The organism is Nocardia sp. AB354, assembly GCF_049538315.1.
Classification (GTDB): Bacteria; Actinomycetota; Actinomycetes; order Mycobacteriales; family Mycobacteriaceae; genus Nocardia; species Nocardia nova.
This window is the reverse complement of the sequence record NZ_JBMVFU010000001.1, coordinates 427,307-440,140: the sequence shown is the minus strand read 5'-3', so window position 1 is coordinate 440,140 and position 12,834 is coordinate 427,307. Positions and strand designations below refer to the sequence as shown.

Here is a 12,834-nt window from a genome sequence, read left to right as displayed (position 1 = left end):
TCGTCGACACTTCCGGCGTAGTGGCCTGAGAGCTGCTGCCGTGCTCGCGGCCACCGGGGTCCTCACAGGCGTCGTGGCCGGAGTCGGCGCAACGTCCGCCTCGGCGGACGATCCGGTCATCGCCTCGAAGTCCCTGTTGGCCGACCCGCAGTCGCCCGACGGATCGCGTATCGAGAAGGCCACCTACAAGGACGACCGCAGCATCCGGCTGTACGTCCACTCGGCGGCGATGAACCGCACCTTCCCGGTCGATGTGCAGCGCCCCGCCGACGCGTCGGTGCCGCGCCCGACCCTGTATCTGCTCAACGGCGCGGGCGGCGGCGAGGACGACGCGTCGTGGCAGAAGAAGACCGATATCGTCAACGGCTTCCTGTCCGACAAGAACGTCAACGTCGTGCAGCCCATCGGCGGTAAGTGGAGCTACTACACCGACTGGCTGAAGGACGACCCGAACCTGGGCCGCAACAAGTGGAAGACCTTCTTCACCGAGGAGCTGCCTCCGCTGATCGACGGCGCGCTGGGCACCAACGGCGTCAATGCCATTGCGGGCCTGTCGACTTCGGGCACCTCGGTGCTGAACCTGGCGATCGCCAAGCCGGGTCTGTACAAGTCGGTGGCCGCCTACTCCGGCTGCGCGGAGAGCAGCACCGACGTCGGCCGCGAAGCGGTGAAGCTCACCGTCAACACCTGGGGCGGCGGCGACGTGCGCAACATGTACGGCGACGACGACAACCCGGCCTGGCAGGACAACGACCCACTGCTGCACGCCGATCAGCTGCGCGGCGCGAACCTGTACATCTCCTCGGGTAACGGCCTGCCCGGCCAGTGGGACACCCTCAACGGCCCCTACGCCCTCCCCGGCGCCTACGGTCTGGGCAACCAGCTCGTCATCGGCGGCGTGATCGAGGCCGCGACCAACTACTGCAGCCACAACCTGCAGACGAAGCTGGACTCGCTGAACATTCCGGCGACCTACAACTTCCGTAACTCCGGCACTCACTCGTGGGGCTACTGGCACGACGACTTCCTCGACTCGTGGCCGGTGCTGGCCCGCGGTCTGGGCATCTGACCGGCCCGAACGAACCACCGAATCCGCCTCGATCGCCGTCGCGATCGGGGCGGATTCGCCATTTTCCGGGGGCCGTCTCACTAAAAAGTTCGGTTGGCCGTAAACTATTTTTCATGAATGCGATCACCGTCGAGGCCGGGCCCACGCGCCGGAATCGGCTGCGTTCGCTCGTGGTGCTGCTGGGCCCGGCTTTCGTGGCGGCGATCGCCTATGTCGATCCCGGGAATGTGGCCTCCAATATCAGCGCCGGCGCGCAGTACGGCTACCTGCTGGTGTGGGTGGTCGTCATGGCGAATGTGATGGCCGCGCTGGTGCAGTACCTGTCGGCGAAACTGGGGGTGGTGACCGGCCGCTCGCTACCGCAGATCGTGCGCGAACGAGCCGGGCGCCCGGTCCGGCTGGCCTATTGGGGTCAGGCCGAATTGACCGCGATGGCAACCGATCTCGCCGAAGTCGTCGGTGGCGCGATCGCCTTGAACCTGCTGTTCGGCCTGCCGCTGCTGCTCGGCGGCGTGATCACCGGCGTGGTGTCGATGGCCCTGCTGGCCGTGCAGAACCGCCGCGGGCAACAGCCGTTCGAGCGCGTGATCATCGGCCTGCTGGCGGTGATCGCGATCGGGTTCCTGGCCGGTGTGGTGATCTCGCCGCCCTCGCCCGCCGGGGTGGCCGGCGGGCTGGTGCCGCGTTTCGACGGGGCGCAGAGCGTCCTGCTCGCGGCCGCCATGATCGGCGCCACGGTCATGCCGCACGCCATCTATCTGCACTCCGGCCTGACCCGCGACCGGCACGGCCGCACCGAGCCGGGCCCGCGCCGCAGTCGCCTGCTGCGCGCGACCCGGATGGATGTCGGCCTGGCCATGATCATCGCCGGCGCGGTCAATCTCGCGATGCTGCTGATGGCCGCCGCCACGCTCGGCGGCCGCGATGTCGACTCGATCGAATCCGCCCACGCCGCGGTCCGGGAGGTTCTCGGCCCCTGGGCCGCGCTGCTGCTTGCCGTGGCCCTGCTGGCCTCCGGGCTGGCCTCCACCTCGGTGGGCGCCTACGCCGGCGCGATGATCATGGACGGGCTGCTGCGCCGCAAGGTGCCGCTGCTGCTGCGCCGCGTGGTCACCCTGATTCCCGCTCTGCTCATCCTCGCCGCCGGCGTGGACCCGACCCGCGCGCTGATCGTCTCGCAGGTGGTGCTGTCCTTCGGCATCCCGTTCGCGCTGATCCCGCTGGTGCGGTTCACCGGTGATCGCAGCCTGATGGGCGCGGACGCCAATCGACGGGCGACCACCGTGGCCGCGTGGCTGATCGCCGCCGTGATCAGCGCGCTGAACCTGCTGCTGATCTATCTCACCGTGGCCCGGCGCTAGCGGCCGTCGTCCGCCGATAGTGCGCGGCGATCTCGTCGCTGGTGGTCACCCACACGCCCGGATGGTTCACCACGTACTCGAGCGCCTCGTCCAGATAGCGGTGCCGGAACGCTTGACCGGTGACGAACGGGTGCAGGGCCAGCGCCAGCACCCGGCCGCTGTCGGCGGAGTCGGCGTAGAGCTGGTCGAGTTGGTCGCGGACCATGCGGACGAAATCGGGGCCGGTGAGCCCCTTGCTGACGAAGATGCCGATGTCGTTCAGTTCCACCGAATACGGAACGCTCAGCATCCCCGGCACATTCAGCCGATAGGGCTGATCGTCGTTGGTCCAGTCGAGGACGTATTCCAGCCCCAGTTCGGCCAGGAGCCCGGGCGTGTGGAAGGTTTCGGTGAGTCCGGGACCCATCCAGCCCCGCGGCCGGCGGCCGGTGGTCTTCTCGATGGTCGCGACGATGTCGGTCAGAACGCGGCGCTCCTCCTCCAGCGACAGTCCGGTGTGCAGGTGGCTATTGCTGCTGCCGTGCGCGAGCCAATCCCAGCCGCGTTCCCTCCCGGCCGCGATGATCTGCGGATACCGTTCGCCCACATCGGAATTCAGCAGCGCGCTGGCGCGGATCCCGTATTTGTCGAGCAGCTGGATCTGGCGCCAGATGCCCACCCGCGGCCCGTAGTCGCGCCAGCCGTAGTTCAGCGCGTCCGGCGTCAGTGCGGTGGTGCCCTCGTAGGTCGCAGTACCCGGCAGGTCGACGTAGAAATGTTCGATATTGAGGCCGACGTAGAACGCGACTCGCTTACCGTCGGGCCAGTGGATCGGCTCGCGCTCGGTGATCGGGGAGTAGTCGTACAGTGTGATGTCCGTGCTCATGCCGGTATCGTCGGACCTTGACATAGATGTGAAGGTCAACCGAAAGTCGTTGTGAGGTAGAGCATATGCGAATCGGTGAGTTGGCGGAGCGGACCGATACCTCCCGGCGGCTGCTGCGCTACTACGAGGAGCAGGGACTGATCCGGGTGCGCCGCTGCGATAACGGCTATCGCGACTACGACGAGCGCCTGGTCGATCAGATCCTGCACATCCGCGGACTATTGGACGCGGGCCTGCCCACGCGGATCATCAAGCAGATCCTGCCCTGCCTGGACGATCCGCGCGACATTCATTTCGCCGACGCCACACCGGAAATCATCGCGACCCTCGAACATCAGCGCGACCGCCTGACCCAGCGCATCGACCTGCTCACCCGCAACCGCGACGCCATGACCACCTACATCGGCGAACTACGCGGCTGCGCCCGCCCGGCCTGAGGAAGCCGCTATCCGGCCGCAGCGACGGGGCTCAGCTCGCCTGCGCCTGCTCACGAGTCTTGGATGCCGTCATCTGCCCGATTCGCTGGAAGGTGTACCCGGTGAGACTTGCGATGTCTCGCAAGGGAATCCCCTGCGCGGCGAGTTCGACGGCCAACGCCTGTGCCTCAGCCTGATTCTCGCGCTCGATGCGCTCGATTTCGGCACGCCCGGCGCGGATCCGGGCGGCGCGTTCGTTGATGTTGCGGACGCCACCGAGGTCATCGATCACTACCTCGATGTCGATGGTCGAAGGGGCCACATCGAGGGCCACGGTGACATAGTCTCGCGCCTCGTCCGCGACGTCGTCGAGCCTGCGTGCCTGGGTCTGTGCGTCCTCGCCGAGCGCGGGAATGGTCACCGCCCACCACCGGCCCTCGCGTCCGGTCACGTGTGCCTCGTATTTCATCGCCGTCTCCTCTCAGCAACTGCAGCCGTCGACCGCTTTCCGGATGCTCCGCACCACGCCGGCTCGGATCGTCGTATGCCCATCCGGAACAGTCACCGAATGTTGCCCGGTCGGACACTGCCACAGACTGTGACTGCCCTTGCCCTGGCGCTTACGGCTCCATCCCGAACGGATGAGCTCCTGGAGGATCGTCCGGGTCGGCTGTTCGCTGATCACCAGTGTTGTCTACTCATTGGACAATTACAAGTCAAATGAGTAGACGTTTTGACCCGGTCGGATCAGGCGCCCGTCTCTGCGGCGCGGCGGTAGCCTCGCACGGCCGGGTAGCCGAAGACCACGATCATGCCGAGCACCCAGGCGACGGTCTTCCACAGGGGTTCGGCGACGGGGCCGTCCCAGCAGAGTCCGCGCATCGCGTCGATGGCGGTGCTCATGGGCTGGTTCTCGACGACCTTCTGCAACCACGTGGGGTAGGCGAAGACCGGGACGAAGCCGGAGTTGAAGAACATCAGCAGGGTGTTGATGATGCTGACGATGTTGACCAGCATCACGCCCTCGGAGACGGTGGCCAGGGCGGTGACCATCACCGCGAAGCCCACGCCGAACAGCACCGGGATGCCGATCATGGCCAGGGAGGCCAGCGGACCGTTCCAGAAGCGGAAGCCGATGCACACGCCGACCGCGATCACGAACAGCGTGGTCACCAGGACGCGCAGCGCCTCGGCGAGCAGTCGCCCGGTGAGTCCCGCGGCCCGGTGGATCGGCATCGTCCAGAAGCGGCCGAGCAGGCCGGTGTACTTCTCGGTCTTGAAGCCCAGCGCGCTGACCACCGCTCCGGACATCGCCGCCACCAGGGTGATCAGGGGGACCGTGCCGTAGACGCTGGGCATGCCGGTGGCCGCGGTGATCGAATCGCCGAGCACGATCCGGAACATCAGCAGGGTCAGCGCGGGATAGATCAGCGTCTGAATGGTGGTCGCGGGGTCGCGCGCCCACACCATCAGCAACCGCTTGCACTGGATCAGGCTGTGCCGTGCCCAGGTCGCGACCGACCGCTCCGACTGAGCCGCGACCCTCGGCAGCGGCGTCTTCCAGCCGAGAGTTTCCGGAGACGCCTCGGTGGCATCGATGGTCAGACTGCTCACGATCGCCTCACACTCGCCCACACCGCCAGCGGAACGAAGGCCGCCGTCAGACTGATCAACCACACCAGCGGCACCCACAGCACATGCCAGCTCACTCCGCCCGCGGCCATATCCCGCAGGGCGAAGGAGAACTGGGAGACCGGCTGATTGCGGGCGAACGGACGAATCCACGCCGGGAATCCGGATTCCGGCACGAAGCCGCACGAGAGCATGCCGAGAATCAGCGTCGGCAGCGTCAGCGCCTGACTCAGCGCCTCCGGACTCTTGGTGAAACTGCCCAGCGCGTCCGCGCCGATCGCCAGCACGGTCCCGACGGCCAGCGAGAACGCGCAGAACAGCACGGCCTGGCCGAGTCCGGCGGTGAACCGGAAACCGATCATGTATCCGAAGATCAAGGCCGCGATCAGTGAGGTCACCGAACGCACCAGGCCCGCGCAGATGCGGGAGACCAGCGGAACCATCGGCCCGATCGGCATGGTCTGCATGCGGGTGTGCAGACCGGTCATCGATTCGAAGGCCGCGATCTGCGCATTCGACATCATGGTGAACGACATGGTCTGCAGCACGATGATCGGCATCACGAACTGCGCGTAGTCGATGCCGCGGAACTGCATCACATACCGCAGCGGCAGATAGAACCCGAGGGTGAACACCAGCGGCGTGATCACCGCGACGACCAGTTCACCCTTGGTCGCCATCGTGCGCACGATCCGCCCGGTCAGCGCCCGCCACTGGGCGAAGCTGGAGATTCGCGCCTCGGGCATCTGCGCGAAGAGGCGGGCCTCGGCGGCCACCGGCGCGCTCATTGATGTCCGCCGGAATGACCGGTGATGGACAGGAACACGTCGTCGAGCGAGGGCCGTCGCAGCGCGATATCGGCCAGTTCGAGGCCCGCGGCGTCGAGGCGGCGTACCGCCTCGGCGAGGGTGCTCGCCCCGTCGGGGGCCGGAATGGAGATCCGGTCGCCGGCGAATTCGTGCCGCAGGGCCTCGGGTACCAGCTCCCCGAGGGCGGTCACCGCCTTGCGCAGCTGCGTCGGATCCAGCGGGACCACCTCGCAGTAGCTGCCGCCGGTCTTCTCCTTGAGTTCGTCGGCGGTGCCCTCGGCGATCACCGTGCCCTTGTCGATGACGATGATGTTGTCGCTGAGGACGTCGGCCTCTTCCAGATACTGCGTGGTCAGCAGCACCGTGATGCCCTGCTCCTTGAGCGCGTTGACCAGATCCCAGACGCCCTGGCGGCTGCGTGGATCGAGGCCGGTGGTCGGCTCGTCGAGGAAGACCACCTCCGGGCGCACCACGAGCCCGCAGGCGATGTCGACGCGGCGGCGCATACCGCCGGAGTAGTGCCGGACCGCGCGCTTACCGGCGCCGACCAGGTCGAACTCCTCGAGCAGGGTGTCGGCGCGGCGGCGGGCGTCCTTCTTGGGCAGACCCATCAGCCGGCCGAACAGTTCGAGGTTCTCGCGGCCGGAGAGATTCTCGTCCAGTGCCGCGTACTGCCCGGTCATCATGATCGAGCGCCGCACCCCGGCCGCATCGGCGACCACGTCGTGCCCGGCCACCGAGGCGCTGCCCGAATCGGGCCGCAGCAGGGTGGACAGGATCTTGACCGTGGTGGTCTTGCCGGCGCCGTTGGGTCCGAGGATGCCCAGCACCGAGGCGCGGGCGGCGGTGAAGCTGATGCCCTGCAGGGCCTGCACCTCGCCGAAGGATTTGCGCACATCGTCGACCACGACGGCCGGATCGGCACCCGATACGCGCACCGCGGTATCGGCACCGCCGGCGGCGTCGGAACCGGCCCGCGTTGCTGCCGCGCCGGTACCTGCCCGGGACGCTGCCGCGCCGGTGTCGGCGTGGGACGCTGCCGCGTCGGTACCTGTCCGAGACGCTGCCGCGTCGGTAGCGCCCGAATCCTCACGCGGTGTGTGTGATCCTGCGTTGTCCAAACTCGGCATCAACTCTCCACTATCGGCCGGGCCGCGACCGGATTGTCCGGAACGCTGATCTTTGTCCCGGTTGATGGATACCTTCCACCGGGCGCGATGTTACTTCGTCCGGCTGCGCGGCTGTCGGTGCCGCGAGCTCGGGACGCCGCTCGCGGTCCCGAATTTTTCCATCGCGGTAGGTTCTACCGCGATCTGAAACGTGGTGAAGTCGAAATGCGGCAGCGCCCGTAGTCTGTGGCGTTGGTCACACTTCCGGTGCCCAACCGGCTCCGATCACCATTGTCGCTGGTCCGGACGCGGACCGGGTGGTTCGTAGGATGTTCGCGGTTGTTGTCGCCCGCCCGGAGGGCACCATAGTCTGACGACCAGGGGAGCGGTATCCGATCGTCCGCACCCTCCTGCGGCATCGTCGCCCGCCCGCTGCTGGTGCGCACGTCGAACGACTGCCGAGGTCTCCGCCGGCGAGAGGGTGGCCAATGGCCGAGATGCTGAAGTCCCACGATCCGCGCACCGGCGAGCTCATCGGGGAATATCCGATCCTGGACGCGGCCGCGGTCACCGACGTCGTGCGCGCCGCCCGGTCGGCCGAGACCTGGTGGGCGGCAATCGGATTCGCCGGGCGCAAGCGCTGGCTGCTGGAATGGAAGCGCAGTATCGCCCGCAATGCCGGCGAGCTCGCCGAATTGATCTGCACCGAGTCGGGTAAGCCGCGCGTCGATGCCGCGATCGAGATCATGCTCGCCGTGGAACATCTGAACTGGGCCGCGCGCAATGCCGAAAAGCTTTTGGGGCGAAGCAAACTCGCCTCGACCTGGCTCACCCGCAATCAGCGCGCGTCGGTGGGCTATCTGCCGCTGGGCGTGGTCGGGGTGCTCGGCTCCCCGAACAATCCGGTCTTCACGCCGATGGGCTCGATCGCCTATGCGATGGCCGCCGGCAACGCGGTGGTGTTCAAACCCAGTGAGCTCACCCCGGGTGTCGGCGTGTGGCTGGCCGACAGCTGGGCGGCACTGGCGCCGGACAAACCCGTCCTGCAGGCGATCACGGGAACCAGCGCCACCAGTGCCGAACTGTGCCGCGCTCGGGTCGACAAGATCGCCTACGCCGGCTCGGAGGCCGGTGCGCGCGAGGTGATCGAACTGTGCGCACCCACCCTGACGCCCGTCGTGGTCGAGAAGGCCGGCAAGGGCACGATGATCGTGCACGTCGACGCCAAACTCGACACCGCGGCCGAGGCGGCGGTGTTCGGTGCCATGTCCAACGCGGGGCAGAGCCCGGCCGGTATCCAGCGGGCCTACGTCGCGGACTCGGTCTACGAACCGTTCCTGGAACGGGTCGTCGCCCGGGCGCGTTCGCTGCGTCCCGGTGGCGACCGCAAGGCCTCCTACGGGCCGATGATCATGGATGCCCAGGTCGACGTGGTCCGCCGTCAGGTCAAGGACGCGATCGCGCGCGGTGGCCGGGCCGTGGTGGGCGGTCTGGAATCGATTCGCGAACCGTATATCGAGCCGATCGTGCTCACCGACGTGCCCGAGGACAGCCAGGCGATCACCGCGGAGGCGGTCGGGCCGGTGCTGATCGTGAATCGGGTGGCGAATATCGACGAGGCCATCGACCGCATCAACGCCGCCGATCAGGGACTGGCGGTCTCGGTGTTCACCCGCGACGTGCGGAGCGTCGCCGACTTCGCCGAACGCATCAGAACCGGTGTGGTGACGGTGAATTCGACCATGGCCTACGCCGCCAATCCGGCCCTGCCCTTCGGCGGTGTCGGCGAGTACGGGCAGGGACATACGCACGGCGAGGCCGGGTTGCGCGAATTCAGCCGGACGCTGGCGATCGCGGAGAAGCGCTATCGGGCGCCGGTGGATCTGTCGAGTTTCGACCGGCACCCGCGCCATCTGCGGCTGACCCGGGCGATCTTCCGGATTCGTCACAGCCGCTTCTAGCCGCGGCCGCCCCGCCTGGACCGCTACGCCTGGACCTGTTCGCCCTGCGCTGTCTCGAGCGGCGAATTCCAGCCCAGCAGAACCGCTTCCATCAGCGCGCACACCCGGGCGACATGTTCCGGCCGATTCTCGAAGCGCACCCGCCGCCCGACATCGACCACCTGGGCGATGGCGGCATGGACGCGGCAGCGCGCCTCGGCCGGGTCGTCGTCGAGCAGATGCGCCCACTCGAGCACGTTCTGACGCTGCACCGAACGCAGTTTCTGCTGTTCGGCCGCGGGCAGATTAGAGAATTCGGCGAAGTAGACCGGCAGGATCTCCGGCGTCGAGAAGGTCAGCCGCGCGAACCGGGCGGCGATGCGCAGCGCGGCGTCGGAGCGGCTGGTCGCCTCCGCCAGCGCCTCGGAATTCGCGATCGCGACGCGTTCGCCGGTGCGGTGGAACGCGGCGGCCAGCAGATCGGACTTACTCGCGAAATAGCGGTAGACGCTGGACGCGTTGATCCCGACCGCGGCGCCGATCTCCTCGATACTGGCCTCGTGATAGCCCTGGCGGCCGAAGATGCGGATCGCCTCGGTGAGCAGCTGTTCGCGTTTGGAACTCAGCGGCAATCCGCGCACCGGCGCCCCGGTGGCCGCCGGATCCGGCAGCGGCGGCAGTTCGGTGTGCAGGAGCGACCAGCACATATCGAGGATCAGATCGGTGAGCCGCGCGTTGGACAGGGCGGTGCGATGGGCGGTGATACTGCCGATCACGCCCAGCATGCCGGTCGCCAGCAGTTCGACATCGGCGGGCGGCGCATCCGGTCGCAGCGCGGCGACCGCGGATTCGATCAGATCCTGCAGTTCGTCGTAGATCACCCGGATGCGGGCGCGGTCCGCCCGCTCGAGGTAGCGGCGCTCCCAGCGGTACAACCCGCCCTCGCGGCGGACATCGATGGTGTGCTCGGCCAGCGCGCGGATCAGCGCGGTGAGGCGCGATTTCGGATCGAGCCCGGGTTCGTCGGCGGCCTTGGCGGCGTCGAGCAGTTGCTGGGCGCCGGCCTCGGCGGCGGCCACCAGCAGTGCGTACTTGTTGGCGAAGTGGCGGTACAGCGCCGGTCCCGAGATGCCCACCTCGGCGGCGATCTCGTCGACGCCCACCGGGTGATAGCCACGTTCACTGAAGGCGCGGGCGGCGACCCGCACGATCTGTGCCTTGCGATTCTTCGGCCGACGCCGGGGCGTCGTGGTGGTACCCGGTCGCGCGGATGCGAGCCCGGCCTCGCTGCGATCCGCGACCATACACCTCTCCTTCTGCGTTTCGGCTCGTCGACGGCGCCGACTGGTTGACAGCGCCGGACAAGTCAACATAAGTTAACCACAATTCGCAAAGTTAACCATCATTCTCGTCTCGTCGCCATTGGCGGCGGCCCACCTGGGAGTAACCATGAGCGATCACGACCACACCCCCGGCCTCACCATCGTGCGGGACGATCGCGTTTTGCGGGTGACCATCGACAATCCCGGTCGCAAGAACGCTCTCAGCTACGACGCGATGATCGCTCTCGGTGACACGCTGAGCAACGTGGCGCAGGATTCGTCGATCCGCGTGGTCGTGCTGACCGGGGCGGGCGGCGACTTCTGCACCGGCGCCGATCTGGCCGCGGCGGCCGCCGAGAAGGAGCGGGGCATCACACCGGAGATGACCATGGACGGCGCGAACCGCATGGTCCGCTCGATCATCGACGCGCCGGTGCCGGTCATCGCGCGGGTGCGTGGCGCCGCCGCGGGAATCGGTGTGGCGCTGGCGCTTTCCGCCGATTTCACCTATGCGAGCGAGGAGGCCTATCTACTGCAGGCCTTCATCAACATCGGCCTGATGCCCGACGGTGGCGCCGCCGCGCTGGTGGCCGCGGCATCCGGGCGGGCGCTGGCGGCGGAGCTGGCGCTGCTCGGGGAGCGGCTGCCGGTCACCGAGGCGTACCGGCGCGGGCTGCTGGCCGGGGTCCTGCCCGTCGACGAACTCGATGCGAAGGTCGAAGCGGTGGCGGCAAAACTCGCCCACGGCCCGCGCCGCGCCCTCGAACTCACCAAGCGCACCCTCAACCGCGCCGCGCTGGCCTCGCTGGACGAGGCGCTCGCCGCCGAGAAGGCCGGGCAGGCCGAGTTGCTGCGCGGACCCGATTTCGCCGAGGGTGCCGCGGCGATGCTGGGCAAGCGCAAAGCGGTATTCGCGCACTAGGACGCTCGAGCCGAACCAGCGGCCGCGGAGAGCGCTGCGCCACAGCGTCTCTCGGTGGCTGAAGTAGCCGGTGGGGGAGATGTTCGGGCGGACGCGGCCACCTACTCGGTCACGGAGCGTGTTCGATGGCGTCGCTGCCGGGGTGGCTAGCCGCCCTCGCTCCCGTCCTCCGGAAGCGCCGCGTCGAGCGTCCGGTCCGACGTCGCCGCCGGATAGGCGTAGCCCACCCAGCGGTTGCGGTTCGCCCAGCCGACCAGGTCGTATCGCCAGCGGAACGGCCAGGTCCGCGACACCGTCATGAACAGCACCGCGCCCAGTGCTGCGTAGTCGTCGTGCGCCGACAGCAGCGCCCGCTGCCGGCTCGGGGAGGCGGTGAAGAAGGCCTCGAACATCGAGATCGACTGCGCGGTGGTCAACCGCCCCAAGCCGTAGAGGCCGCGCATCCGCATCCAGTACACCAGCCGGGCCTGCCACGGCCACAGCGCCGCGACCGGATCGGAACCCGTGCGCACCGCATCGACCAGCGAGTCGACCAGGGCGAACGAATCGGCGACGCTGTAGCCCGTGCACGGATGCATCATTCCGCCGCGGGAGCCGAACGGAACCGGGTCGTTTCCGCGCACCGAACCACGCATCGGCGGCGGTGGCTGATCCAGCGGATAGTGCGCGGCCTCGGACGGCTCGTCACCGCGCAGCCGGATGCCGTGCGCGGCGAGCCGATGCAGGGTGCGCCGGCGCAGTTCGTGCTGCGGCATGCCGCCGCGCAGGCCGAGACTGGTCTCCTCGAAGATCACCGTGCCGTCGCCGAGCGGGACGGCGTACAGGAACGAGGGCGGCTCGTCCGGACCCGCGCCGTTCTCGTCGCGCCAATCCAGCAGCAGCCCTTCGCCGTCGCCGACCATCGGCGCCGCCCGTTCGGCGTCGACGAAGATGCCGTGCGCGCTGGCGGTGCGCCGCGCCCCCGGCGAGGCGAGCCCGCGGGTGTCCACCACCGTGGCGGCCGTGATCGTGCTGCCGTCCTGCAGGTCGACGCGATGAGCGTCGACAGAGGTAGCGCGACCGGCCAGCACGGTGGCATCGTCTAGAGGTAGCGCATCGCGTAGCCCGGGCTTGGAGAGTACGCAGTACGGCCTTTCGATTCGATGCGGCGTCTGCGTCCAGACGGTGGGCGCCTCGATGCGCTGGGCGATCGCGCTGTGTGGCAGCCACGCGGGAAGTTCGTCGACCCAGCAGGAGAAGGTCGGCGGCCACAGCCGCTCGGGCCGCGGGTCCACCGCCACCACCTGGAGCCCCGCCCGCATCGCGCGGTGCGCGACGGCACGGCCGGTCGGCCCGAGCCCGACCACGCACAGATCGGCTCGACGGACATGCTGCGCACTCATGGCCGCA

13 protein-coding genes are annotated in these 12,834 nt (G+C 68.3%); 5 read left to right on the top strand and 8 right to left on the bottom strand.

What is annotated here, in order from left to right; translation table 11 throughout:
- Positions 1-40: 40 nt before the first annotated feature.
- Positions 41-1,069, top strand: coding sequence for an alpha/beta hydrolase (locus ACPCUW_RS02005; protein WP_063017856.1), 1,029 nt, complete (start codon positions 41-43; stop codon positions 1,067-1,069).
- A 158-nt stretch (positions 1,070-1,227) separates the two neighbouring features.
- Complete coding sequence (locus tag ACPCUW_RS02000; protein WP_423423545.1) at positions 1,228-2,430, top strand: Nramp family divalent metal transporter; 1,203 nt, start codon at positions 1,228-1,230, stop codon at positions 2,428-2,430.
- Here ACPCUW_RS02000 and ACPCUW_RS01995 read toward each other — a convergent pair.
- A complete protein-coding gene (locus ACPCUW_RS01995; RefSeq protein ID WP_423423494.1) occupies positions 2,411-3,295 on the bottom strand; it encodes a polysaccharide deacetylase family protein in 885 nt (294 codons plus the stop codon). The genes ACPCUW_RS02000 and ACPCUW_RS01995 overlap by 20 nt on opposite strands.
- Positions 3,296-3,360: 65 nt before the next feature.
- On the opposite strand from ACPCUW_RS01995, the gene ACPCUW_RS01990 reads away from it, so the two are divergent.
- Positions 3,361-3,732 (top strand): MerR family transcriptional regulator, encoded by a 372-nt coding sequence (locus ACPCUW_RS01990; RefSeq protein ID WP_064909137.1) that lies wholly within the window; start codon positions 3,361-3,363, stop codon positions 3,730-3,732.
- A 31-nt stretch (positions 3,733-3,763) separates the two neighbouring features.
- Here ACPCUW_RS01990 and ACPCUW_RS01985 read toward each other — a convergent pair whose 3' ends face one another.
- From ACPCUW_RS01985 to ACPCUW_RS01965, 5 genes are all read right to left on the bottom strand, one after another.
- On the bottom strand, positions 3,764-4,180 hold the full coding sequence (locus tag ACPCUW_RS01985; RefSeq protein ID WP_063025617.1) for a hypothetical protein: 417 nt from the start codon (positions 4,178-4,180) through the stop codon (positions 3,764-3,766).
- 12 nt (positions 4,181-4,192) lie between these two features.
- Positions 4,193-4,396 (bottom strand): type II toxin-antitoxin system HicA family toxin, encoded by a 204-nt coding sequence (locus tag ACPCUW_RS01980; protein ID WP_083903680.1) that lies wholly within the window; start codon positions 4,394-4,396, stop codon positions 4,193-4,195.
- Positions 4,397-4,458: 62 nt separating this feature from the next.
- A complete protein-coding gene (locus ACPCUW_RS01975) occupies positions 4,459-5,316 on the bottom strand; it encodes an ABC transporter permease (protein WP_393525336.1) in 858 nt (285 codons plus the stop codon).
- Positions 5,317-5,321: 5 nt separating this feature from the next.
- Positions 5,322-6,131, bottom strand: a complete 810-nt coding sequence (locus ACPCUW_RS01970) for an ABC transporter permease (RefSeq protein ID WP_030513348.1) — start codon at positions 6,129-6,131, stop codon at positions 5,322-5,324.
- Positions 6,128-7,090 (bottom strand): daunorubicin/doxorubicin resistance ABC transporter ATP-binding protein DrrA, encoded by a 963-nt coding sequence (locus tag ACPCUW_RS01965; RefSeq protein ID WP_063017848.1) that lies wholly within the window; start codon positions 7,088-7,090, stop codon positions 6,128-6,130. Before ACPCUW_RS01965 ends, ACPCUW_RS01970 begins: the two co-directional genes overlap by 4 nt.
- Positions 7,091-7,758: 668 nt before the next feature.
- Here ACPCUW_RS01965 and ACPCUW_RS01960 point away from each other — a divergent pair.
- Positions 7,759-9,222, top strand: a complete 1,464-nt coding sequence (locus ACPCUW_RS01960; RefSeq protein WP_082857374.1) for an aldehyde dehydrogenase family protein — start codon at positions 7,759-7,761, stop codon at positions 9,220-9,222.
- 23 nt (positions 9,223-9,245) lie between these two features.
- Here ACPCUW_RS01960 and ACPCUW_RS01955 read toward each other — a convergent pair whose 3' ends face one another.
- Positions 9,246-10,505, bottom strand: a complete 1,260-nt coding sequence (locus ACPCUW_RS01955) for a TetR/AcrR family transcriptional regulator (protein ID WP_423423493.1) — start codon at positions 10,503-10,505, stop codon at positions 9,246-9,248.
- A 145-nt stretch (positions 10,506-10,650) separates the two neighbouring features.
- Here ACPCUW_RS01955 and ACPCUW_RS01950 point away from each other — a divergent pair, with 145 nt between their 5' ends.
- Entirely contained in the window at positions 10,651-11,445 is a 795-nt protein-coding gene (locus ACPCUW_RS01950) for an enoyl-CoA hydratase (RefSeq protein ID WP_104365706.1), read from the top strand.
- A 146-nt stretch (positions 11,446-11,591) separates the two neighbouring features.
- Here the strand turns inward: ACPCUW_RS01950 and ACPCUW_RS01945 are convergent, their stop codons facing one another.
- Positions 11,592-12,827: a lycopene cyclase family protein gene (locus tag ACPCUW_RS01945; RefSeq protein WP_423423492.1), complete on the bottom strand. Its 1,236-nt coding sequence runs from the start codon at positions 12,825-12,827 to the stop codon at positions 11,592-11,594.
- Between the last annotated feature and the right edge of the window lie 7 nt (positions 12,828-12,834).

Bases quoted from the DNA above. Each gene is read 5' to 3' on its own strand.
- ACPCUW_RS01990 (WP_064909137.1), top strand. From the start codon at position 3,361: ATGCGAATCGGTGAGTTGGCGGAGCGGACCGATACCTCCCGGCGGCTG.
- ACPCUW_RS01950 (WP_104365706.1), top strand. From the start codon at position 10,651: ATGAGCGATCACGACCACACCCCCGGCCTCACCATCGTGCGGGACGAT.
- ACPCUW_RS01995 (WP_423423494.1), bottom strand. From the start codon at position 3,295: ATGAGCACGGACATCACACTGTACGACTACTCCCCGATCACCGAGCGC.
- ACPCUW_RS01960 (WP_082857374.1), top strand. From the start codon at position 7,759: ATGCTGAAGTCCCACGATCCGCGCACCGGCGAGCTCATCGGGGAATAT.
- ACPCUW_RS01970 (WP_030513348.1), bottom strand. From the start codon at position 6,131: ATGAGCGCGCCGGTGGCCGCCGAGGCCCGCCTCTTCGCGCAGATGCCC.
- ACPCUW_RS01945 (WP_423423492.1), bottom strand. From the start codon at position 12,827: ATGAGTGCGCAGCATGTCCGTCGAGCCGATCTGTGCGTGGTCGGGCTC.
- ACPCUW_RS01955 (WP_423423493.1), bottom strand. From the start codon at position 10,505: ATGGTCGCGGATCGCAGCGAGGCCGGGCTCGCATCCGCGCGACCGGGT.
- ACPCUW_RS01985 (WP_063025617.1), bottom strand. From the start codon at position 4,180: ATGAAATACGAGGCACACGTGACCGGACGCGAGGGCCGGTGGTGGGCG.